Here is a 24,873-nt window from a genome sequence, read left to right as displayed (position 1 = left end):
TAACACAAGGATAATTAAAGCATGGCAGGTAAAACGCGCGTTGCCAAATATCAAGCAGATCGAACCAACCAAAAGCTGTATTTTTGTCGTCTATCTTGCCAAGCGGCAGGAAGTACCAACGATAAGCAGTTATACCAAGCACACTGTGAGACTGCTATTTTTCATTTATACGGCAGTTTTTTAGCCTTTATCCAAGAGCTTGGTCATTTTTATAGCCTAAATATGACTGCCCCAACCTTGGCAGATATCGAGCAAGCGCTGAGCGAACGTACCCAAGTGTCGCCTGAAATTCAACGCTTGCAGCAGTTACAACAACATGGCTTTTTGGCCAATGTAGAGCGGGCTTACCAACGTTGCCTGTATGCCGTATTACCCGATAATTCGACAGCTGAAAATGTTAATACGGTTGAGATAGAACCAAAAGATCTTATCGTCAATGTCGTTACTTTATCGAACCAATGGTTACCAGATGAGGCAACCATACGTGAATGGCGCCAACAGTTTCTTGAGCTGATTGAGCAGTTGCGTGCTGGTATGGTTGAGTTTTAGCAAGGTAGGACTTAACTGATTTTATAAGCAAAGTTTTAAAAGAACAGCTTTGAGAGCATGGTTTTAAAATAAAAAAAGACTGGCTCAGTGATTGCTGAACCAGCCTTTTAACGTTAAATAGCCATTATCATGACAAAGGTTTTACTCTGGCATGGGCGGCATACGCTCCACAGGAGTGACCGACAGCGGGTTTTGTGGCACGCTATCATTGTTACTATTATTTGGTTTTGCCACGGGCGCACGCTCTGCTTCTTCAACCGGCTCAGGTTCTGGTGCCTTACGTTGCTGCGCTTTGGTCTTGACAGGTTTGTTGGCTGAAGTACTGACATCAGTATCCTCGTCTTCGCTAGCAATAGTGCCATCATCCGTCATTTCTATAATTTGTTGTTTTTGCTTTTTAGATTTGGCACGGTTATTAACGGAGACCCATTGATTGGGTACACCTTTAAGCTGGGCTCTCATAAAGTCCATCCACACAGGTAATGCTGCCACACCACCATACTCACGGCGACCAAGGGTCGATGGTTGATCAAAACCCATCCATACGACGGTCGCGTTGGTCGGATGGAATCCGGCAAACCAAGCATCTTTCGCATCGTTAGTCGTACCGGTCTTACCACCGATATCGTTGCGTCCTAAGGCTTTTGCCCGAACGGCTGTACCGCGTTGTACCACATCACGTAAGATATCAGCCATATCATAAGCCACTCTTGGCTTTAAAATACGTGGTGCTTGCGTTGCCATAACGTACTGCACAACAGGCGCTTTTAAGCGATCTGAAGCTGGACTTGCATCATAAACATTTAAATCAAGCGCCTTTTCATCTTTTACCGTATTGTCACTATTTTCTGCATTTAGCTCAGCAGCTGATCCATTCTCTGATGCTTTGTCTTTAGTGTTAGCCTTTTCCTGTTTTTTAGCAGCAAGCGCTTCATTCTCTTTTTCTATTTTTGCCTGATAATCTTCAAGCAGCTTTTTATTAGCATCTTCCAGTTGTTCGTTAAAGCATAAAGCACAAGCTTGCTGCGGATTGGCTTGGAATAATAGCTTGTTGTCATAATTATAGATTTGTTCGATAAAGTAAGGCTGAATGCGATGACCGCCATTAGCGAAGGTAGAGTAGGCGGTTGCCATTTGTAATGGTGTTGCTTGTCCTGCACCCAATGCCAGCGATAAGGTCGTCGGTAGCTTTTCTTTATCAAGACCAAATTCATCTAATAGGTTACGGGCGTCAGAGATACCAATCGCCTGTAATAAGCGAATGGATACCAAGTTGCGTGATAGATATAAGCCACGGCGTAAGGTGATGTCACCTAAGAAACGTTGATCGGAGTTTTTAGGTTTCCAATCGCCTACTTGAATGGGTCGATCCGAGACAATGCTGTCTGGACGGTAGCCTTTTTCTAAAGCAGTGGTATAGACCAGCGGCTTAATCGTTGAGCCCGGTTGACGCCACCCTTGCAGAGCGCGGTTGAATTTACTGTGGTTAAAGTCAAAACCACCGACCAAGGCATTAACTGCACCCGTTTCAGGATTTAACGAAACCAAACTGCCTTGCACCTTAGGTACTTGCGCCAGTTGCCAATTACCATTAGTTGTCGGTATCAGACGAACGATGTCATTTTTATTAACAATTTGTCCGGCGTTACTCGGATAATAACCAATACGATTGGCTGAAAAATATTTGCGTGCCCAGCTCATGCCTGACCAGTTAACGGTCACGCTTTCACCTGATGGCATGGTTGCCTCGAAACTACGCGAATTAACCTTGGTAACTTTGGCAGGGGACATGTTGCTGTAACGACGGAAATTCTCAAGTGGCTCATCATTGGCTTCCGCACCGCGCCAGCCATGACGATGATCATAAGCTACTAGACCTGTCAGCACGGCAGCTTCTGCATCGGTCTGGGCTTTGCTATCAACAGTAAGACGCACACGCCAGCCACCATTCATGACTTGCTCACCATAACGCTCAACCAAGGTAGAGCGAGTCATTTCTGCCAGATACGGCATATTAACGTCTAGCTTTTCTTGGTATAAATTGATAGCTACCGGTGAGCTTACCGCTTCATCGTGTTGCGCTTTGCTGATATAGCCAAGCTCAAGCATACGACCAATGATCCAATTACGGCGAGTAAGAGCGCGGCTAGGATTAGCAACTGGATTGTATTTAGAGGGGGCTTTTGGCAGACCTGCTAACATGGCCATCTCAGCGATAGAGAGATGCTCTAAAGATTTACTGTAATATTTTTTGGCAGCGGCGCGGATACCATAAGCACCTTCGCCGAGATAAATTTTATTGACATAAAGAGTCAAAATATCGTTTTTGCTGAGCTCGTCTTCAATTTTGCGAGCTAAAAACAGTTCCGTCAGTTTGCGATTTAAGGTACGCTCTGGGCTCAGAAAGTAGTTTTTGGCAACCTGCATAGTAATGGTAGAGCCACCAGTTTGGCTGTCATCATCAGTCACCACTTCGGTGACCGCGCGACCAAGACCTTTAATACTAATACCACTGTGCTGAAAGAATGCCGCGTCTTCTGCTGCTAAAAAAGCATGAGTAAGATCTTCAGGGATTTCATCAAAAGTAACCGGTAGCGAGAGACGGTTACCATACTGACCGATTAATTTGTCATCACTACTATAGATCTGTAAGGGCATCTCTAAATTGGCAGTTTTGATTTCTTGAATACTAGGTAGGGTGGGCGATAAATACATCGCCATACCATAGAAGCCAATAGGCACGGCCAGCGCTAAAATAAGCGCTAACGCTAAGCAGGCAATGAAAAGCCCCACCAAAAAGTGAATGAGACGAACGGTAGCATTTTTTTTGGTCATAATCAGACTTATCAATTAAAATTCGCAACAGATAGACTATTATACCTTGAACAAAATAGGTAGGTCATAATAAATGTGTAAGCTACCCTTAATAACTTATTTAAATGCTTGAATCTATCTGGTAAGTAAAGTATTGTACTAAATTATTACAAATAACTATCAGATTGTACATTTAATATAAGGTATAGAGTTTGTGAGGCTATTTACTTCCAAAAGTCGACATTTGATTGGCATAGATATCTGTGCCACTTCAGTCAAATTGGTCGACATACAGCGCCAACAAGGGATATTTCATCTGAAATCCTATGGTATTGAAAGACTACCGGAAGGCGTAGTCGTCGACAAACTCATTGTAGATACTGAGGCAGTGGGTAACATTATAGCTGGTTTGGCGAGACGCTGTCAGGTAGCTGGCAGCGACGCCGCTGCCGCCGTCTCAGGCTCAGCAGTAATTACCAAAATCATTGATATGGATATGGTGCTAAACGATGTCGAGCGCGAAGCACAAATTCGTTTGGATGCGGATCAATATGTGCCTTATCCATTAGAAGATGTCAATTTGGACTTTGAAGTCTTGGGCCCGTCTTTGATCAATGATGAGATGGTGCAAGTACTGCTTGCGGCCTCACGCTCGGAAAATGTTGACCAAAGAGTAGATGCTTTGACCTTTGGTGGCCTGCAAACCAAGGTAATGGATATTGAAACCCATGCTATCGAACGCGCTTTTGGCCTAATGGCGGATAACCTACCAAACATGCCAGAATTGGTCGCTTTGGTCGACATCGGTCATAATCAAACCACTTTATATATTGCTAAGAATGGTGAGTTTATCTATAGTCGCGAGCAATTGTTTGGGGGCTCTCAACTCACAGAGGCGATACAAAATCGCTATGGACTATCAGCTGAAGAAGCAAATATCAGCAAACGTGAACGTACCTTGCCAGATGACTATTATCCTGATGTGTTGACTCCTTTTATAGAAAATACCATCCAACAAATCACCCGCTCCCTACAGTTTTACTTTTCCTCGAGCCAATACAGCAGTATTGATCATATCGTGCTCGCCGGTGGTAGTAGCTCTATTGCCGGTCTTGCTGGTATGGCGCAACAAAAACTGGGTGTGACGGTCAGTATCGCCAATCCATTTACCAATATGACCATTGCGCCGCACATTGATAATGAGCAGTTGGTCATTGATGCACCGAGTTTAATGGCCGCGTGCGGTCTTGCGTTAAGGAGCTTCGACTAATGGCTCGTATTAATCTATTGCCCTGGCGGCAAGAAGAGCGCGAACGTCGTAACAAAGAATTTCTTACCCTAGTAGTGGCGGTAACTTTACTCGCCTTGTTAGCAGCGTTCGCTTCGTGGAGCTATTTTAATAATGAGCTTGATGAACAACGCAATGCCAATGCCCTGATTGAGCAAGAGAACGCCCGCTTAGACAAAGCGTTGACTGAAATTGATAGCCTAGAGCAACGCCGCGAAGATATCATATCGCGTATGCAGGTGATTCAAGATTTGCAAGGTAGACGTCCCGTCCCTGTACGCCTGTGGGATGATTTGGCCAAAGCCATTCCTCCTGCGCTTTATCTAAATAATCTAAAACGTGAAGGTGACACCCTTACCTTGACAGGTCTTGCGGACAATCCAAATGTCGTATCAAGTTTGATTCGTAATCTTGATAGCAGCAAATGGATGGGCAATTCAGCGGTCAGTAATATTCAGCAAAATATCAGCGCTTATGCACCAGCACCTGCGCTCAATGAAACGGTTACGACTGGTGAACAGCCACGCCCTGTTTATCCTGAAGACAGTTATGTGCAGTTTGTCGTAACGACCAAGGTACAATCAGAGACGGCGGTACCTGCAGATGCTAATGCAACTACTGGGCTTGGAGGTGAGTTATGAAACTTAGCCGTAAAAAAAGCCTAATTAAAACCAAAAAGACGGCTGTCAATCCTAAAAAACAGTTTGACTTGAATGAGTTTCGCCGCAGTTTTGAGTCTTTAGATTCTGAAAACTACGGCAGCTGGCCTCTTCCAGTAAAGATAACGGTGATTGGATTTATTGTTGCTCTGATAGCCGCGCTATCGTGGGCGCTACCGATTAGCAGCAAAATTGATGAGATTACTGCAGCTGAAAGTCAGCAGCAAACCTTACTTGACAGCTACCGTGAAAAAGAATCACGGGCGCGTCATTTAAAGGCTTATCAAGCACAGGTTGTCCAGATGGAAACGGAGTTTAACACCTTACTTGACCAACTGCCAAAAGACACGCGTGTGTCAGAGCTGGTAGAGGGTATCAATATGACGGGCGTTGGCAGTAATATACGTTTCCAAGATATTTCTGTAGAGCCTGAAATTGAAAATGAGTTCTTTATTGAGCAGCCTATTCGCATTGCAGCGTTAGGGGAATATCATCAGTTTGGTAGCTTTCTCAGTGGACTTGCTGCTTTACCACGTATTATTACCATGCACGATTTTGAAGTCAGTAATCCACAACCTACTTTGGATGTGTTGCCGGAGCTGAATTTGGTATTACAAACCAAAACCTATCGCTCAAAAGAGGCGGCACCTGAAGGTGAAGAAGCCGTCGCGACTGATGCTGCTACAACTGATGCTGCAGGAGGCAACTAATGACTATTCAAAAATTGCCCATGCTACTGATTTTAAGCACCGCTGTTTTATCAATGACAGGTTGTAGTGACCGTATTGGTATGGCAGAGCAAGCGATGACAGATATTCGCAATCAGCCCGCGCAGCCTATCGAGCCACCGCCAAAAGCTGAACTGGTAGAAGATTTTGTCTATAGTGCCAGTACGCAGCGCAGCCCGTTTTTGCCACCAAGCTTAGTCAATGTACAAGGTCCTAGTACCTCTATCGATGGCATACGCCCTGATATCACTAGAGTCAAAGAACCACTTGAGCAATATGAGCTGTCACAGCTGACTTTTCGCGGCGTCGTAATTTCGCCTGAAGGTCAGCAATATGCACTCGTACAACGTCCTGATGGTTCAGTGGCTAGTGTGAGAGTAGGTGATTATCTTGGATTAAATGACGGCCGTATTGTTGAAATCACGCCGACCCAGATTAATTTGATTGAAATTGTGCCAGACAGTCGCGCCGGGTTTATTGAAAAGCCCCAGTCGTTGGTCTCCCCTATAAGTTAAGTCGGCAGATTTTTTGAGGAATAAATAATGACAGTACGCAACAACAAGGTAATGATGATGAGCAACCGCGTCTCTTCTGCTTTTGCCATCTCTGCATTGGCAATCAGCATGGTAGCAGTTAATAGCAGCGCCCATGCCGCCCAGCGCATCAATAATGTGTCTGTGGTACAGACTGCACCCGCAGTGACACAAATGCGTTTAGGCTTTGCAGGCTTGCCAGTATTACCTGCCGCTTACCAGCTGGATGATCCTAGCCGTTTGGTATTGGATTTTGAGCAAGTACAAAACGGACTTGCCAGTCGTTTTAACGAATACAATATCGGTATGGTCAATGATGTTACGACGTTAAGTAGTGACAGTACCACGCGTCTGATTGTTGGGCTTAAACAAGCGGGCAACTATACGACGGCGATTGACGGCAATGATCTGCTGTTGACCCTGACCGATCCCAGTCGCCCAGTCATTACCAATGACCCGATCCAAGACGTACTCAATGACAACAATGCCATTATCACGACGGCAGTAGTCACACCGATTGTAGAAACCAGTAGTGTACCCGTTGCCCCAGTTAGAACAACGGCAACTAGCCCGACCGTGATCAATAACCAAGCGCCAACGGATACGATGGTCGTACGCGTAAATCCACTATTAAATCCACAGCTTGCTGCCTCTCAAGTTAGCAAGCAGTATAGCTATGACGGCTTGACGGCTGTAAATTTTTCGGCAGGAAATAACGGCGGCGGCAACGTCAGTATTGCACTTGCCAATGAAGCGATTCCGGTGGATGTGCAGCGCCAAGGTAACAAGCTGGTCGTACGCCTAACGGGTAGCACGGTGCCTAGAAACCTATTACGTCGCTTGAATATTAATAGTGGTCTCGTGAGTAGTATCGATACCAAAAACCAAGGTCAAAATGGCGTTATCACCATTAGCATGACTGAGGATTATGAGTATCAAGCTTACCAATCGGGTAACCAGTTAAACGTGAGTATCAGTAAGCCTGAGCTACTAAGAGAGCCAACCCTAGAAGAAAGAGTCTATAGTGGTGAAGCGCTATCTATGGAGTTCCAAGACGTGGAAATTCGTAGCGTCTTAGATATTTTAGCGCAGTTCACTGATATGAATATCGTCGCTAGTGATTCGGTGGCGGGTAACATCACTTTGCGCCTGATCAATGTGCCTTGGGATCAAGCGCTTGATATTATTCTAAAAAGTAAAAATCTGGGCAAACGTGAGAATGGTAGGGTGATCTTAGTCGCGCCTGCTACGGAACTTGCTGAACAAGAAGCGCGTGAGCTTGAAGCGCAGCAAGCAGTTGAGTCTTATGCACCACTCCGCACCGAATATATTCGCTTAAGCTACGCAAAAGCGCAAGATGTGTTAACCCTTATCTCGAAAGGTCGTGGCTCATCTGGTGGCAGCAATACTGGCAACGCCAATTCCAGTGCCAATAATACCTTATTATCTAATCGTGGAACGGTCACGGTTGACGAACGTACTAATACTCTGATTATCAAAGATGTGGCGGATAGTATCGAAAATATCCATAAGCTTATCAGCAAAATTGATATACCGGTTCGTCAAGTGATGATTGAAGCGCGTATCGTTAGTGCGACTGATAGCTTTAGTAAAGAGATTGGTGTTCGTTGGGGCATCCTATCGAATGGCGCGGCGAATAACCGTAGCCTACTGGTCGGTGGTAGTAATCAGACTTTGGCAGATTTGAAGGATTTTGATATTGAAACGACGACAGTTAACGGTCAAACAGTTTCTTATCCTTCTTACGATATCAGCCGTCCTGATAACTTAAACGTTGATTTAGGCGTGGCCAATCCAGCGGGTAGTATTGCTTTTGGCTTGCTAAGTATGTCGGATGTGATGCTCGATCTTGAGTTGTCAGCTTTGCAAGCCGACAATCGCGGTGAAGTTATTTCAACGCCAAAGATTTTGACAGCGGACAAACAAACGGCCAAAGTATCATCGGGTACGCAGATTCCTTATCAAGAAGCATCGGCTAGTGGCGCAACCACGACCAGCTTTAAAGAAGCGGCGCTAAGCTTAGAAGCAACGCCGAACATTACACCTGATGGTAAAATTGGTTTGCAACTGGTCATTACCAATGGCACGCCAACGATTATTAATAATCAGGTAGCGATCGCTGAAGATTCAATCTCGACTAACGTTATCGTTGAAGATGGTCAAACCATCGTGCTAGGTGGTGTCTTTAAAAATCGTACTACCAATGAGGTTTCTAAAGTACCTTTCTTAGGAGACTTGCCTTATGTTGGCCGAGCTTTCCGTAAAGACGTACGTAATAACTCTAAAGAAGAGCTACTGATATTTGTCACGCCAAAGCTGATCAACGATGGTGTAAGCCGTTTAAATTAATAATCTTACTATCAATTATCAATCGAAAAAAGCAAGCCTTAGTGCTTGCTTTTTTTATGGATAAATTTAGGTTGATTTGACCATAGCAAGACACTGTCAATCGTATTTTTTGAATTTGGTACAACAATAATCATGGCTCATTACTAGCCAGAATATCAATGACGTTGTATCATACCTAATTTAGCTGAGTGAGTACTATGATGGAGGAATTACCGTCGGTGTTTTTAGTGGGACCGATGGGAGCGGGGAAGACCACCATTGGTCGATTGCTTGCCAAACAATTGGGGCGGACGTTTGTAGATAGTGATTGGTATATCGAGTCGCAAACCGGCGCTGATATTGCTTGGATATTCGCTAAAGAAGGCGAAGCGGGCTTTCGTGAGCGTGAGACACGTGCCATCGATGAGCTGAGCCAACAACAGCAGATAGTATTGGCAACGGGTGGTGGTGCCGTTATGTCTGCTGAAAACCGCGAGTTTTTAAAGCAGCGCGGTATCGTGGTTTATCTTAATGCGCCAGTCGATGTACAAATGGCACGCACCGCGAAAGATAAGTCGCGACCTTTACTACAACAGCCCAACCCTAGAAAAATCTTGCAAGATTTATACAGCACCCGCGACCCATTATATCGGCAAGTGGCTCATATCATCATGCCTACCGGTCATACTTATCCTCGTCATATGGTCAGTCAATTATTACAGCAACTCGAATCGTTCTATTGCACGCCTTCTATAACGCCAGAATCTAAAGAAGATTGATGGCAAAAAATAATAGAACATAAATATAATGATACTCAGTCAACTAACGTTCCCTCATTAAAAATGCTCAAGGAGACTTTCATGGCAACGCCACTGTTTCATGATGGCTTAACCGTACACACGCACAGTCATGATTATCCTATTGTCATTACTGAACAAAGTAGCACTGAGCAAAACAGCACTGAGCAAAGCGCTATGGCTCAGCAAATCATGCCCTATATTACTGGTCGGCAAGTATTAATTGTCACCAACGAGACGATTGCACCGCTTTACTTGGCAGCGCTAGAGGCACCATTGGCAAAGCAGTTCATCGTGAAGGTATGTATACTCCCAGATGGCGAACAATATAAGAATCAGACGAGCATTAACCAGATTTATGATGCGCTCATGGCCGAGCATTTCAATCGGGATGTGACATTGATTGCTCTCGGCGGCGGCGTCATTGGTGATATGACTGGGTTTGCAGCAGCCAGTTTTATGCGCGGTGTCAACTTTATCCAAATTCCAACCACACTATTATCACAAGTGGATTCAAGCGTTGGCGGCAAAACAGGCATCAATCACGCACAAGGCAAAAACATGATCGGGGCTTTTTGGCAGCCGCAAATGGTGCTTGCTGAGATGAGTACATTAAAAACCTTGCCAGCGCGTGAGCTATCAGCAGGTCTTGCAGAGGTCATTAAATACGCACTTATTATGGATGCGGAATTTTTAACGTGGCTTGAGCACAATTTACCAGCGATGATGGCGTTAGATTTGGCAGTACTTGGCGAGGCGGTCAAACGCTGCTGTCAATACAAAGCCGATGTCGTGGCGCAAGATGAAAGAGAGTCGGGTGTACGGGCGCTATTAAACTTCGGTCATACTTTTGGTCATGTGATCGAAACCCACGAAGGCTATGGTAATTGGCTGCATGGTGAGGCGGTTGCCGTTGGTATGGTACAAGCAGCCGAGCTGTCTCAAAAAATTGGCTGGTTAACGAGCGAAGACGTGGCTCGTATTAAACGCATTTTGACATTGGCCAATTTACCTATTGCCCCACCTGCTATTGATGTTCAGACGGCTTTAGACTTGATGGGGCATGATAAAAAAGTGAAACACGGACAAATCCGCCTTATTTTGTTAAAATCACTGGGTGACGCGGTATTAACCAATGATTTCGATGCTGAGCTTCTTACTGACGTATTGTCACAGCACAGCTCATCAGAACGTCAAATTTAGTGATATCACTAAACCCTTGCAAGCGAACCATTGCAATGGAGCTGTTAGTCACTACTGTATTGGCATGAGCACAGGTTTAAAGCGTTTAACTCTATTTCACCAAGGACATCCTCATGGCAGCATCTAGCTCGTCGACTCGTAACGCTGGCCAATCATATCGCCGTCAAGCACTGATTTGGTTGTTGGTGACCCTGTTGCTAGGCGTCGTCACCGCTTTGGTTTGGATGTTTAGTCAAACGCCAGCGATGGGTGCCAAGATTGAAAATGCGCCGATATCTGCGCCGCAAACAACGAGCACCGAACTTGAGCAGCCATTGGCCATTGAATCATTGCATGAGCTGGATACCGACGTGCAGCCGATCAATTTTGATGCGACCGTTCGTGATTTACGCAGTTATCCTGACGAGTTTAAAGACAAGCGTTATCTGCTGGCTAATAAAGGCAAATGGACTGTACAGGTCATGAATGTCGCGGAAAACGAGGTGATCGTCAGTTATTTAGAAGGTCGGGAAGACCGTGCGAAGTTTTCCTACTTTCGCTACCTTGATGACAACAATCAAGTCCGTTATATGCTGACTTATGGTTTGATGAGCAGCCCGCAAGAGGCCGTTGGTGCTGCCAAATTGATTGACTTTAGGCTGCCGGCCAATGTGCGTGTCTTACCTGAAGAGATCAATCGCTACGTCAGTATCATCGACAATTATGAGCGCCCTGATCCGGTGAAAGACTTGAGTGCGAGACGCACGCGCTCTGTAAATTTGCGCCCGACCAAACGTGAAGTGCCAGTCCGTCAGAAAGTGCAAGCTAATGATAGTGATGGCGCTAATGAGCAAGCAGCAAGCAATAATACCAGTCGTAGTGGTCAAGAAGCGGCTAACAATAGTAATGATGAAAGCATTCGTCAATCGGTCGATACCTCTGCGACCCTATCGGTCAATGAAGAGCGTACCGTCGGCAATGAAGAGCAAACACTGACTGCTCCGAGCGCTAAAAATGATGATACTCGTAAGCCTGAGCAAGCTGCCAAAAAACCTGCAATTGATAATAGCACGCTAAAAAAACCGCCGGTTGTACCAACGCCTAAGCCGCCAAGTTCGACTAATAGTACAAATAATGGCTCGAATGCCGCTAATAAAAACAGCAATAGTAGTGCGCCTAAAGCCAATAATGACAGTATAAAAGAGCTGATCGAAGAAAAAAGCAATTAATTTTTGGTTAGTGCTATGCCCTAAAAAAACCTCACTAAAACGTTTGTTTAGTGAGGTTTTTTTATGTTTGTCTATCTGCTCATTTACATACTTGCCTATTTTGTTAGACAACTAACCAAGATAGAGTTTAAAAGAACTTCGTCAAAGCAGCTTTAAAAACCCTCGTATCCTATAGCTGTAAAAGCCATTGCAGTAAGTTACTGATTGTTTATTAGCAACTCATAATATAAGCTCTTACAAAATCTGGCTGATGAATCGACAGAAAAGACTAGATTTTTTGTCCGTCATTAACTAAGATGACTATGGGCAACGCTCTGTATAGTTATCGTAAATAACGATTTAACGCACAGTCATTTAGTTACGTACTATTAGTGATAACATAGTTGCGTACTAAGCGATTGTTGTCTCAAGCGCAGCGATTTGCCATCGACAGTAAGCTTATTGCAAATCGCAAAATCCCTCTTATTGTCACTGCTATTAGGGTCATTAAGGCGCTTGAATATAGAGCGTCTGATATTCAAAATTAGTCAAATGTCATATTTTCGCATGCTCAACTAGCCGTCGACTAAGCCGCGCTAGTAGGATATAACGCCAAACGTTAAGGTGCGTGCTGACGAGTGAGTAACTGGTATACGGGATATTATTTTATCCAGTTGCCATGGGCGGTTACTGACTATTTATTGGTGCATTTTGTTATAACACCGTTTGTCTGTTATCAGACTATCAAGCGACTGTGAGAGTCAGGGGGTTATCTCACGCTCACAACATAACTATCTACTGAGCTGCACGTCATTTATTAATTCGGATATACGAATATTTACCTACCAGCCCGTTCTGCCTGCGGTCACCAGTTTATGTTCCGCATTGGATATATAAGCTGCCCGTTTACTTAAAAGGACAAGCTATGTCAATGATTTCTTCCCATACGCATTTGGCCACGCCGGATGACTTTTCTGATAACTGTGGCTTTGGTTTGATTGCTCATATTGAGGGACAAGCCAGTCATGATTTGGTAAAAACGGCTATTCATAGTCTCAGCTGTATGACCCATCGCGGTGGTGTTGCTGCTGACGGCAAGACGGGTGATGGTTGTGGCTTGCTACTGGCAACGCCGACCGCTTTTTTTAAAGACATTGCTAGCGAGCAACAGTTAACAGTGACGGATAACTTTGCTGTGGGTATGGTGTTCGTCAATTTAGATGAGACCAAAGCACAGCACAGCCAGCAGGTACTCGCCGAAGAGATTATCGCTGAAGGCTTAGAGGTTGCTGGCTGGCGTGATGTGCCACTTGATTTGAGTATCGTTGGTGAGATTGGTCGTGAGACCTTGCCAGACTTTAAGCAAGTGTTTGTCAATGCGCCTGATAATTTAGATGCGGATGATTTTAACCGTAAGCTGTTTGTCGCGCGTAAAAAAGCAGAGCAACGTCTGGTCGATGACGAGCTGTTTTATGTTTGTTCGCTGAACTGTCAGACTATTATTTATAAAGGTCTGGTGATGCCATCAGATCTACCAGCGTTTTTTCTAGATCTCCAAGATCAACGTTTGGCATCACATATTGTGGTATTTCATCAACGTTTTTCAACCAATACGCTACCACGCTGGCCATTGGCACAGCCGTTTCGCTATCTTGCGCACAATGGCGAATTAAACACCATTACCGGTAACCGTAACTGGTCTGAGGCACGCACACCAAAATTAAAATCTGCCAAATTACCCAATCTGAATGAGCTAACACCGCTGGTTAATAGCACGGGCTCTGATTCGTCAAGCTTAGACAACATGCTTGAAGTGCTTATGTCTGGTGGCATGAATCTGTTCCATGCGATGTCTATTCTAGTGCCACCAGCATGGCAAAATGTCGATAGCATGGATATGGACTTGCGGGCGTTTTACGAGTTTTACTCGCAGCATATGGAAGCATGGGATGGACCAGCAGGTCTTGTGATTCAAGATGGACGCTATGCCGTCTGTATGCTTGACCGTAATGGTCTACGCCCCTCGCGTTGGGTGACGACTAAAAATGGCTATATCACTGTGGCGTCAGAAGTAGGTGTTTGGGACTATGCACCAAAGGATGTACTGGCAAAAGGTCGTGTGGGACCAGGTCAGATGCTAGTCATTGATACTTTAACTGGTCAAATCTTAGATACCAAAGCGATTGCGACCTTATTGAAAAAAGCCCATCCCTATCGTAAATGGTTACGCGAAGAAGCCACTCGTATCCGCGATGATGAGCGCTTAGAAGAAGAGTTGGCAGCACAAGCTTGCCGCGGTGATAAGCTAAAAGCGCTGCAAAAAATGTATCATATTACCAATGAAGAGCGCACAGAAATCATTCGTCCTAATGCCGAAAATGCGCAAGAGCCAGTCGGTTCGATGGGTGATGATACGCCCATGGCAGTACTGTCACAGCAGATTCGCCATGTCGGGGACTTTTTCCGTCAGCAGTTTGCTCAGGTGACCAATCCACCGATTGATCCACTGCGTGAGTCGATCGTGATGTCGCTACAGACTTGCTTGGGCGCTGAAACCAATGTGTTTGCGCCATCTGCGCGAGATGCACACCGTATTATCTTATCGTCGCCTGTATTGTCCGCTAGCAAAATGCAGCAGCTTGAAACTTTGGATGATCCAGCGTTTAAGGTTGCCCGTATTGACCTAAACTATGATCGCACCCTAGAGCTATCAGCGGCCATCACTGCTATCTGTGAGCAAGTGGCCAGCAGCATTCGGGCAGGGCAGACGTTGATTGTGTTGTCTGATAAAGACATCGATGCGGAAAAAGTACCGGCCAATGCCATTATGGTAACGGGTGCGGTGCATCATTACCTCATTGGTCAAGGTATTCGTACTGATGCCAATTTAATCATTGAGACGGGTCTCGCGCGCGATTCGCATCAAATAGCAGTATTGATTGGCTTTGGCGCGACTTGTGTCTATCCATATCTGGCTTATGATGTCATTGATGATTTGGTTGCAACCGGTGAGCTATTGGGCGATCCGATTCAAGCGCGGGTTAATTTCCGTAAGGGCTTAGATAAAGGTTTGCTAAAAATCTTATCAAAAATGGGTATTTCTACCATTGTCTCTTATCGCGGTGCACAGTTATTTGAAGCTGTTGGCCTTTCTGAAGAAGTCGTGAGCTTGTGTTTCAAAGGCGTACAAAGCCGTATTAAGGGCGCTACCTTTGCAGACTTGGCTGCTGATCAAGCGCAGCTAGCCGCCAATGCCTTTAAACGTCGTGCGCCACTGGATCAAGGTGGTTTGCTGAAGTTTGTCTTTAATAAAGAATATCATGCCTTTAACCCAGATGTGATTAACAGCCTGCATACCGCTGTACGCACGGGTGATTATGACAATTATCGTCATTATGCCGATTTGGTCAATAGTCGTCCGGTCGCCACTTTGCGTGACTTATTGCAACTAAAGACCGACAACTCCATCGATGTTAATGAAGTCGAAGATATCTCCAAGATTTTGACCCGTTTTGATTCGGCTGGTATGTCGTTAGGGGCGTTGTCTCCTGAAGCTCATGAAGCCATCGCGATGGCAATGAACACCATTGGTGGGCGCTCAAATTCTGGTGAGGGCGGCGAAGATCCTGTACGTTATGGCACGCTGCGTAACTCAAAAATCAAGCAAGTTGCCTCGGGTCGTTTTGGTGTGACCCCAGCGTATTTACGCTCAGCAGAAGTCATGCAGATTAAAGTCGCGCAGGGCGCCAAGCCGGGTGAGGGTGGTCAGCTGCCGGGTGGTAAGGTCAATGCTTTGATTGCTCGTCTGCGCTATTCTGTGCCGGGGGTGACGCTCATATCACCGCCGCCGCATCATGACATTTATTCTATCGAAGATTTGGCACAGCTTATTTTTGACTTAAAACAAGTCAATCCAGACGCCTTGGTTTCGGTCAAGTTGGTCTCACGTCCGGGCGTTGGTACTATTGCTACTGGTGTGGCAAAAGCTTATGCCGACTTGATTACCATCTCAGGGTATGATGGCGGTACGGCAGCGTCACCGTTGTCCTCTATTCACCATGCTGGCTCGCCGTGGGAATTGGGTCTTGCCGAGACCCATCAGTCATTACGCGTCAATGGGTTGCGCGACAAAGTACGTATCCAGACCGATGGTGGTCTAAAAACTGGTCTTGATGTGGTTAAAGCCGCTATCCTTGGTGCCGAAAGCTTTGGCTTTGGTACGACGCCGATGATTGCTGTTGGTTGTAAGTATTTACGTATTTGCCATCTCAATAACTGTCCGACGGGCGTTGCCACCCAAAAAGCCCAACTGCGTGACGAGCATTTCATTGGCGAAGCAGAAATGCTGATTAACTTCTTTAAGTTTGTCGCCACCGAAACGCGTGAGTGGCTTGCTGCATTGGGTGTGCGTAGCATGGAAGAGCTGGTCGGACGGACAGACTTGCTTGATGTGCTAGAGGGTAATACCGATAAACAGCGTCATTTAGATTTGTCGCCGCTGTTATTTAGCCATCCAGCCAGTAGCGGCAAAGCGCAGACTTGTCAGGTAGAACGTAATGAGCCGTTTGATAAAGGCTTGCTTGCGGAGCAAATGATTAGCGATATGCTGCTCAATATTCGTCAAGGTAATGGCGGCGATTATAGCTATTACGTCGGTAACTGTGATCGTTCCATTGGCGCACGTATCTCAGGTGAGATTGCGCAAGTATGGGGCAATCTGGGCATGAATGAGAAGCCAATCAAACTGCATCTGACGGGTACTGCTGGGCAGAGTTTGGGCGTCTGGAATGCTGGTGGCTTACATATTGAGCTAGAAGGCGATGCCAATGACTATGTGGGCAAAGGCATGGCAGGTGGCGAGATTGTCATTTATCCACCCAAAGACTCTAGCTTTACCGCGCAAGATACTGCCATTATCGGCAATACCTGTCTATATGGCGCAACCGGTGGTAAGTTGTACGCAGCGGGCACAGCAGGCGAGCGCTTCGGGGTGCGCAACTCTGGCGCGCATGCGGTCATCGAAGGCACGGGTGATCATTGCTGTGAGTATATGACGGGCGGCATCATGACTATTCTTGGTCGTACTGGTCTTAACTTCGGCGCGGGTATGACGGGCGGCTTCGCTTATGTGCTCGATATGGAAGGGGACTTCTTTGATCGTTGTAATCATGAATTGATTGACTTAAACCGTATCTCAAGCGAGCAGACGGAAGGTCATCGTATTCACTTACAACAAGTGCTTGAGACTCATGTGGATAAAACTGGTAGCGCGTGGGGTCAGACTATTTTGGCTGACTTTGAGCATTACGTGCGCAAGTTTTACTTGGTGAAGCCAAAAGCGGCGAACATTGCAAGTTTGCTTAAGACCACGATGGCTGACCCACAGTAGCTCAGTCAGTAATAGGTTTACGAGCATCTTAACTCATAGGTTTTGAGCAGGTAAATGACAGCCCTTATCCGTAAATTTGCCTCATTGAGGCTGCAGATATTGGCTGTTATCACCCACTATAAAAGAGATAACACCATGGCAAAACGCTTAGAAAATAGTTTTCAGTTTTTAGATGTGCCTCGGCTTGAGCCGACTAAAAAAGACATCGCGACGCGCTCAACGGAGTTTGTCGAGATTTATAAACCATTCGAGAGTGAGCCAGTGGCGCAGCAGTCACATCGCTGTCTTGAGTGTGGTAATCCGTACTGCGAGTGGAAGTGTCCTGTACACAACTACATTCCTAACTGGCTCAAATTGGCCGCCGAAGGGCAGATATTCCAAGCTGCTGAGTTGTGCCACCGTACCAATACTTTGCCTGAGGTTTGCGGCCGTGTCTGTCCCCAAGATCGCCTATGTGAAGGGGCCTGTACCCTGAACGATGGCTTTGGCGCGGTCACTATTGGTAATGTTGAGAAGTATATTAACGATACCGCCTTTGCGCTTGGCTGGCGACCTGATATGTCTGACGTGGTTTGGACGGACAAAAAAGTCGCTATCATTGGCGCAGGACCTGCAGGTTTGGGCTGTGCAGATATCTTGGTGAGAAATGGCGTTAAACCAGTTGTCTTTGACAAACGTCCTGAAATCGGCGGCTTATTAACCTTTGGTATTCCAGAGTTTAAGATGGAAAAAGACGTCATGCGCAATCGCCGGGTCATCTTTGAAGACATGGGTATCGAGTTTCGTCTAGAGACAGAAATTGGTACCGACGTTAGTATCGATGAGCTATTAGGCGAGTACGATGCGGTGTTTATGGGTATGGGCACTTACACTTATATGCGTGGCGGCTTCGCTGGCGAGGAGTTAGACGGTGTCTATGATGCGCTAGATTACCTGATTGCCAACGTGAACCGTTGTAACGATTGGGAAAAAAATCCCGAAGAGTATATCGATTTTAAAGGCAAAAGAGTGGTGGTGCTCGGTGGCGGTGATACAGCAATGGATTGCAATCGCACCAGTATCCGCCAAGGCGCTGAGCAAGTCGTCTGCGCTTATCGCCGTGATGAAGAAAATATGCCAGGCTCGCGCCGCGAAGTAGTCAATGCCCGCGAGGAAGGTGTTGAGTTCTTATTTAACCGTCAGCCAACCGAAATCATTGGCTTAAATGGTAAGGTCAAAGGCGTAAAAGTCGTGACCACCCATTTAGGCGCACCTGACAACCGTGGTCGTCAGCGTCCAGAGCCAATTGTAAATTCTGAAGAGATTATCCCTTGTGATGCAGTGATTATGGCCTTTGGCTTCCGCCCTAGTCCTGCCGATTGGTTCGAGTCACAGCAAGTGGCGATGGACAGCTCTGGCCGTGTTTTGGCTCTCGAAAAGCAAACCTTTAAATTCCAAACCAAAAACCCCAAAATCTTCGCTGGTGGCGATATGGTACGTGGTTCTGATTTGGTCGTAACCGCCATTTGGGAAGGGCGTGAAGCCGCTGAAGGTATTTTGGACTTCTTAGAGGTTTAATGGGTTTGATTTACATCCAGTGACTGATTGCCTTGCTTTGTTCTCAAACGTCTTTTACCTTTTAACAGGCAAAAGACGTTTTTTTTGATAGCTGGTTATGCTGCTAATGTCTAAGTAACGCTTAGTCTTTTACGTCTAATGCCATTCACGAAAATTAGAGTAGCAAGAAAAATCGATATCAGCAGTACATGATGGTTCGATATTATTTCTCACTGACTACATATTCTTCAATTAATAAGAGTACCTGTGCGTGAAACCAAAAATCTGGCAACGATTTACTGCACCATTTATTGAACCTTATGCGCGCTATCAGCACGCTGATATCTTGCATGCCATACGTATAGGTGCAGCCATCGTACTTGCGCTGTTAGCCAATCAAATAAGCCGTTTTCCGCACGGAGAATGGACGACGATCACCGTCTTTATTATTTTAGGATTGCTACAGTATCAAGGCGCTATTTATACTAAGGCCAAAGAGCGAGTACTGGGTACAGTTTTGGGTATTGTCGTGGCATTTGCGATCTTATGGTTTAATAAAGGGACGGGTGCTTGGTTAGGGGTAGAATACTTGCTGATTGGAATCAGCAGTGGGGTTATTGGTTATTTTTCGGTTAGGCGGCTAGGCTATACCGGATTACTGACTGGCATTACTATGCTAATGATCGTCTCTAACTTAAATCAAATTAACATAGCGCAAGATGGCGTCTATCGCGCACTCAATATCTTAATCGGTACGGGTATCGCAGTCATGGTGACAGTGATCTGGCCTCTCAAATCTACCTTGATGTGGCGCTTTTTATTGGCAAATAATTTGGAGGCCTGTAGCACTCTTTATGCTGGTGTCGGACATCATATCGATGCTGAAATAGTGGCTCCTAAGTCGATTGTTTATACTAAGGCGACAAGCTCAGCTAGCCCAACTTATCCTCAAAGTAGCGCTACTCCAGACATGCCTGTCAATAAAGCGTTGATAAAATCGCTGCAGCAAATAAACAAGCGACTACTCGCAGTACGGCCCCATATCGCTGCGACTGCAAGCGAGTCTGGCATTGATAAAGAAACCATAGAAACGATTCAGCGTACCCACCGCAATATCATCGGTACCATCGATTTATTGCTCAGTGCGGCGCCGCGCTTGGCGAATATCGATATCGATGATGAAAACCATACGCTACTGATTCACTATCAGCACGAGTTGACACAAGCCATGCAGCATATCGCAGCAGTACTACGCAGTCCAAGCGATCAAACCTTTCGACCGATTACGCGTATTGCGCTATCAGAATATCCTAGCGTACAGACTGCAACGTTTGAGTGGCAGGGCTATTTTTGGCTGACGCAAACGTTGCAAACCCAACTGCGACAGCTAAGTGATCTGCTACAAGCGACCAAGCCGCAGTGGTATGCTGCTTCTGGTCTGCGCTATCAAAGGCGCGAGCAGCGTAGAATGAAAGAGCAGGGTGGCGAGTCCGACTTACACTTGTAACTGACATAGATGCTGACACCTATTTGCAACTACTTGTCAGCGTCTCTTAGTGTTATCAATAGCCAAATGCTATCTTCTTCGGATGTTTTTTTGTCGTTATGTGCTAGCATGTTTTGACCTTTGACGTCTTTTATCTTTTAATAGGTAAAAGGCGTTATTTTTTGACCATCGCTTTATTCGTGGTTAAGCCAGTAGCTAGGATTTAACCACCTTTTTATTCCTTTATTATAAGAGATACCCTGCGTGAAACCGACTTTTTGGCAACGATTTACGGCACCGTTTGTAGAGCCTTATGCCCGCTACCAGCATGCGGATATTTTGCATGCCATACGTTTGGGTGTGGCCGTACTTATTGCACTGTTGTTAAATGAGTTTACGCACTTGCCACATGGCGAGTGGACGACCATTACCGTGTTTGTAATTTTGGGTTTGTTGCAATATCAGGGCGCGATTTATACCAAGGCTAAAGAGCGGATATTGGGTACTTTGCTTGGAGTGTTGGTCGGGCTTAGCTTCTTATGGTTGATTAAAGATATCGGTGGTTGGCTGTGGTTGTATTATGGGCTGATTGGCATTATCAGTGGCATAATCGGTTATGTGGCAGTCAAGCAATTGGGTTATATTGGGCTGCTAACAGGCATTACCATGCTGATGATTGTATCGAGTCCTGACCACAGCAGTATTGCCCAAGATGGCTTATATCGCGCGTTTAATATTTTGCTTGGCGCAGGGGTGGCGGTCGCAGCAACATTAATTTTACCGCTGAAGTCGACGTTGATGTGGCGGTTTTTGTTGGCCAGCAATCTTGAGACGTGCAGCAATTTGTATGCAGGAGTGGGCAATCATATTGATGCCGATGTACTAGTACCCAAGCCGTTTAAATATAGTAAGGCGACCAGTTCAGCCAGTATTATTTATCCATCGAGCAGTTCTATACCGGATACACCCGTCAATAAAGCCTTGGTGAAGGCGTTACAAAAGATTAATAAGCGTTTGCTTGCCGTGCGTCCGCATATCGCAGCGACTGCCAGTGAATCGGGCATTGATAAAGAAACGTTAGAAACCATTCAGCGTACCCATCGTAATATTATCGGTACCATTGATTTGCTGTTAAGTGCCGCACCGCGCTTGGCAAATATCGAGATTGACGATGAAAATCATATTTTGCTTATCCATTATCAGCACGAATTAACGCAGGCAATGCAGCATATGGCTGCGGTATTACGTAGCCCAAACGATGAGGTATTTCGCCCCATTACTCGCATCGCGGTATCAGAGTATCCGAGCGTGCAGAATTTAGGTTTTGAGTGGCAGGGCTATTTTTGGTTGACCCAAACTCTGCAAGTACAGTTGCAGCGATTAAGTGATTTATTACAAAAGACCAAGCCGCAATGGTTTGCTGCTTCTGGCCTGCGTTATCAGCGCCGTGAACAGCGCCGTATTGAGCATAAAGGCAGCGAGACAGATTTACATTTATGAAGAAAACAAATAAAAACGCTGACTCTCACAAGTCAGCGTTTTTATTTAAACAATATTTTTAGGGCGTGTTTTTCTAGCCTTCTGTATTAACGACCCGTTTTTAGCTTATCCCAATACTGCTGGTACACTTGCAGGGCTTCATCACCGACGTCTTCTTGGAATTCAGCTTTGGCCAACACCTCTTTGCTAGGATAAATGGTTGGGTTATTACGCACGCTTTCCTCCATCAGCTCACGCGCTGCCAAGTTCGGCGAGGCATAACCAATCTCTTCACTGACAATCTTGGCGTTCTCAGGACGCAGTAGGTAGTCGATAAATTTGTGCGCGGCATCCACCTGTTTGGCGTTCTTCGGAATGACAAAGTTGTCCATCCAGAGTATCGCGCCCTCGCTTGGGTACTTATAGACCAAGCTGGTTAAGCCTTCGTCATTGGCCATGACGGCTTCGCCATTCCACGTCATACCGAGTGACGTTTCGCCTTCGATATAAGGCATGCGTGTCGCATCTGAGTTAAAGGTTTTGACGTTTGGCATCAAGGTAGTGAGCTTGTCATAAGCGGCTTTGATCTCGTCAGGATTGCTGCTGTTACCCGAATAGCCAAGGGTGAGGAGCGCCATACCAAACACTTCGCGTACATCATTGGTCAGCATCACTTGACCTTTATACTCAGGTTTCCACAGATCGTTCCAGCTATTGACCGTCGCAGGATCGACCGAATCGCCATTGATGGCCAAACCAGTGCTGCCCCACATATAAGGAATTGAGTATTTGTTCTCAGGGTCAACCTTGGTATTGGTAAATGAGGTATCGAGGTTTTTAAAGTTACTCAGTTTAGATTTATCAAGCTCTTGCAATAGCCCTTCTTTGGCCATTTTTTCGACATAATACGTCGATGGAATCGCTAAGTCATACTGACTAGAATCATCGAGTAGTTTGAGCTTGGCGTACATGGCTTCGTTAGAGTCAAAGGTGGTGTAATTGACCGAAATGCCCGTCTCTTCTTCAAAGCCATCCAAAATCTCTTGCGGCATGTACTCTGACCAGTTATACAGATTTAGCGTCTCATTGCTAGCAGTAGCGTTGCCATCAGCGGCATTGTCAGCGTTGCTACAGCTGGCCAGTGCTAGGCCGACTGCCATGGCTAATAAGGCTTTTGGTACTAAACGACCGTTACGCGCCGCTGTGTTGGCAGTGGCATGGGGCGATGATAAATGAGTCAAAATATCTCTCCTAGATAAAGGTAAGGCAAATCGATAAAAATAAATAAAGGCGGCTAATGATTACAGGCTCAGCACCGATAGTTGCCCTGTTATGGTTATTATACCCAGTAATTTAAAGGGCAATCGCGAATAGACATTACGATAGGCAATGCCTTACAAGTCGAAGGCAGTGTCAGAATAGCCCAGCCTAGGTAAAGCAATCAAAGGAAGCAATCATGCTATGATGAGCTGGTTTATTTTTATACCGTATTTTCAATAACGTGAATAGACCAACCATACCATAATAATAAAGGATGCAACATCATGACCCAGAATAACACTGTTATACCGGCGTTATTGCCTGAGAAAGTCGCCATCGTCACTGGTGCCAGTCGTGGACTAGGCGCACAAATTGCCCAGCAAATGGCAGCGGCAGGGGCAAGCATTTGTGTCAATTATCTCAATAGTAAAGAGGCTGCTGAGGCAGTCGTTGCCGACATCGTCGCTGCTGGCGGGCAAGCATTTGCTTATCAAGCTAATGTCACTGAACTTGAGCAAGTACAAGCGCTGGCAAAGGCGGTCGTTGCGCGCTACGGGCGCATTGACATAGTGGTCAATAACGCCTTGCCAAGCTACCAATTTAATCCTAGTGCCGACTATACCAGTATTGAAACCGTTAAATGGGCGCACTTCTCCCAGCAAATGGATGGCATCGTCAAAGGCGCAGTTAATACCGTACAAGCAGTACTACCACAAATGAAAACGCAAAAAATGGGCAAGATTATCAATATCTCAACCAACCTTGTTTATAATCCTGTGGTCACTTATTACGACTATACGACTGCCAAATCGGCGTTGATTGGACTGACGCGTAATTTAGCCGCTGAGCTTGGTCAACATGGTATCCGCGTGAATTTGTTGGCAGGTGGCTTGCTTAAAACCACGGACGCAAGCCGCTCAACCACCGAAGAAGTATTTGATTATATCGCCAGCACCACACCGTTACGTCAAGCAACCTCAGTGGATGACTTTGCCAATGCTGTATTGCTCATGGCATCGGATTTGAGTGCGGCTATTACTGGTCAATCCATTGCTGTGGATGGTGGTTTGACGATGCCTTAACGAGGCCTCAACGATGAATCAACAATGCTTTAAGCGGTTAGTGGCATAGATTAAGACACTAAAAAATGTATAGGTTTTCAAAATTAAAAGATGAATCACTTGATAAGCAACTTGATTGAATTAAGAAGAGGAATGAGATGAATAATCGTAAACGTGCTGCAATAATCACGGCTGTGCTTGGTATCGTCGCCTTTATGACGCTGTTTAACGCGGGCTCACCGACCGCTATTATTAATTGGCCAGTTGAGACCTATATGGGTTTGGCATTTACGATTGGCTGGTTGAGTAGTGTGCCCAACTGGCTGGCTTATATATTGGCGGCAGTGGTACTTGTTTTGATTATGGTCGGGTTTTATAAAATTGGTGGTTGGGTTTATGGATTGATTGCAGCGAAGGGTTGAGTCTTTCTTTTCGGGTTAAAATTTCAACCTATACAGCCCCTAGTCATGTTTGAAAAAAAGTGGCTAAATAAGCAAGTTAACAATATAACAGATTAAAAATGGTTGCTTGCGTTGTTCATTATTTAGTACGTAA

At 45.6% G+C, this 24,873-nt stretch carries 17 protein-coding genes; 15 read left to right on the top strand and 2 right to left on the bottom strand.

Going from position 1 to position 24,873, the window contains the following annotated elements:
* Window positions 1-21: 21 nt before the first annotated feature.
* Window positions 22-549, top strand: coding sequence for a DUF6586 family protein (locus ACSUPM_RS12145; RefSeq protein WP_025652248.1), 528 nt, complete (start codon window positions 22-24; stop codon window positions 547-549).
* A 141-nt stretch (window positions 550-690) separates the two neighbouring features.
* On the opposite strand, the gene ACSUPM_RS12140 is transcribed toward ACSUPM_RS12145, so the two are convergent.
* Window positions 691-3,384 (bottom strand): penicillin-binding protein 1A, encoded by a 2,694-nt coding sequence (locus ACSUPM_RS12140; RefSeq protein ID WP_025652249.1) that lies wholly within the window; start codon window positions 3,382-3,384, stop codon window positions 691-693.
* A gap of 193 nt (window positions 3,385-3,577) precedes the next feature.
* On the opposite strand from ACSUPM_RS12140, the gene pilM reads away from it, so the two are divergent.
* From pilM to ACSUPM_RS12080, 12 genes are all read left to right on the top strand, one after another.
* The gene (gene pilM / locus ACSUPM_RS12135) at window positions 3,578-4,633 is read left to right on the top strand and encodes a type IV pilus assembly protein PilM (protein ID WP_101212191.1); all 1,056 of its coding nucleotides are present in this window, start codon (window positions 3,578-3,580) and stop codon (window positions 4,631-4,633) included.
* Window positions 4,633-5,292, top strand: coding sequence for a PilN domain-containing protein (locus ACSUPM_RS12130; RefSeq protein ID WP_025652251.1), 660 nt, complete (start codon window positions 4,633-4,635; stop codon window positions 5,290-5,292). Before pilM ends, ACSUPM_RS12130 begins: the two co-directional genes overlap by 1 nt.
* Window positions 5,289-6,020, top strand: coding sequence for a type 4a pilus biogenesis protein PilO (locus ACSUPM_RS12125; protein ID WP_173238724.1), 732 nt, complete (start codon window positions 5,289-5,291; stop codon window positions 6,018-6,020). Before ACSUPM_RS12130 ends, ACSUPM_RS12125 begins: the two co-directional genes overlap by 4 nt.
* Window positions 6,020-6,553 carry a pilus assembly protein PilP gene (locus tag ACSUPM_RS12120; RefSeq protein ID WP_436879984.1) on the top strand — a complete coding sequence of 178 codons (534 nt, stop codon included), beginning with the start codon at window positions 6,020-6,022 and terminating at the stop codon, window positions 6,551-6,553. Before ACSUPM_RS12125 ends, ACSUPM_RS12120 begins: the two co-directional genes overlap by 1 nt.
* Before the next feature lie 27 nt (window positions 6,554-6,580).
* The gene (gene pilQ / locus ACSUPM_RS12115) at window positions 6,581-8,941 is read left to right on the top strand and encodes a type IV pilus secretin PilQ (protein ID WP_436879983.1); all 2,361 of its coding nucleotides are present in this window, start codon (window positions 6,581-6,583) and stop codon (window positions 8,939-8,941) included.
* Between the two features lie 197 nt (window positions 8,942-9,138).
* Window positions 9,139-9,699 (top strand): shikimate kinase AroK, encoded by a 561-nt coding sequence (gene aroK / locus ACSUPM_RS12110; protein WP_101212195.1) that lies wholly within the window; start codon window positions 9,139-9,141, stop codon window positions 9,697-9,699.
* Window positions 9,700-9,780: 81 nt separating this feature from the next.
* Window positions 9,781-10,920, top strand: coding sequence for a 3-dehydroquinate synthase (aroB, locus tag ACSUPM_RS12105; protein ID WP_201607779.1), 1,140 nt, complete (start codon window positions 9,781-9,783; stop codon window positions 10,918-10,920).
* A 113-nt stretch (window positions 10,921-11,033) separates the two neighbouring features.
* Window positions 11,034-12,128 carry a hypothetical protein gene (locus ACSUPM_RS12100; protein WP_201576123.1) on the top strand — a complete coding sequence of 365 codons (1,095 nt, stop codon included), beginning with the start codon at window positions 11,034-11,036 and terminating at the stop codon, window positions 12,126-12,128.
* 904 nt (window positions 12,129-13,032) lie between these two features.
* Window positions 13,033-17,496: a glutamate synthase large subunit gene (gene gltB / locus ACSUPM_RS12095; protein ID WP_025652258.1), complete on the top strand. Its 4,464-nt coding sequence runs from the start codon at window positions 13,033-13,035 to the stop codon at window positions 17,494-17,496.
* A gap of 135 nt (window positions 17,497-17,631) precedes the next feature.
* Window positions 17,632-19,053, top strand: coding sequence for a glutamate synthase subunit beta (locus ACSUPM_RS12090; protein WP_025652259.1), 1,422 nt, complete (start codon window positions 17,632-17,634; stop codon window positions 19,051-19,053).
* A gap of 250 nt (window positions 19,054-19,303) precedes the next feature.
* Window positions 19,304-20,539, top strand: coding sequence for an FUSC family protein (locus ACSUPM_RS12085; RefSeq protein ID WP_436879982.1), 1,236 nt, complete (start codon window positions 19,304-19,306; stop codon window positions 20,537-20,539).
* Window positions 20,540-20,782: 243 nt separating this feature from the next.
* Window positions 20,783-22,018, top strand: a complete 1,236-nt coding sequence (locus ACSUPM_RS12080; RefSeq protein ID WP_025652261.1) for an FUSC family protein — start codon at window positions 20,783-20,785, stop codon at window positions 22,016-22,018.
* A gap of 86 nt (window positions 22,019-22,104) precedes the next feature.
* On the opposite strand, the gene ACSUPM_RS12075 is transcribed toward ACSUPM_RS12080, so the two are convergent.
* The gene (locus tag ACSUPM_RS12075) at window positions 22,105-23,238 is read right to left on the bottom strand and encodes an ABC transporter substrate-binding protein (RefSeq protein WP_025652262.1); all 1,134 of its coding nucleotides are present in this window, start codon (window positions 23,236-23,238) and stop codon (window positions 22,105-22,107) included.
* Between the two features lie 303 nt (window positions 23,239-23,541).
* Between ACSUPM_RS12075 and ACSUPM_RS12070 the strand changes: the two genes are divergently transcribed.
* Together ACSUPM_RS12070 and ACSUPM_RS12065 are read left to right on the top strand one after the other, a co-directional pair.
* Window positions 23,542-24,339: a 3-oxoacyl-ACP reductase gene (locus ACSUPM_RS12070; protein ID WP_051395094.1), complete on the top strand. Its 798-nt coding sequence runs from the start codon at window positions 23,542-23,544 to the stop codon at window positions 24,337-24,339.
* A gap of 137 nt (window positions 24,340-24,476) precedes the next feature.
* A complete protein-coding gene (locus tag ACSUPM_RS12065; RefSeq protein ID WP_201565561.1) occupies window positions 24,477-24,740 on the top strand; it encodes a hypothetical protein in 264 nt (87 codons plus the stop codon).
* Window positions 24,741-24,873: the final 133 nt, after the last annotated feature.

Origin of the sequence: Psychrobacter okhotskensis, assembly GCF_965638355.1 — a bacterium.
GTDB classification, from domain to species: Bacteria; Pseudomonadota; Gammaproteobacteria; order Pseudomonadales; family Moraxellaceae; genus Psychrobacter; species Psychrobacter okhotskensis.
Note: the sequence above shows the minus strand (reverse complement) of the source record. Positions and strands in the feature narration are given on the sequence as shown.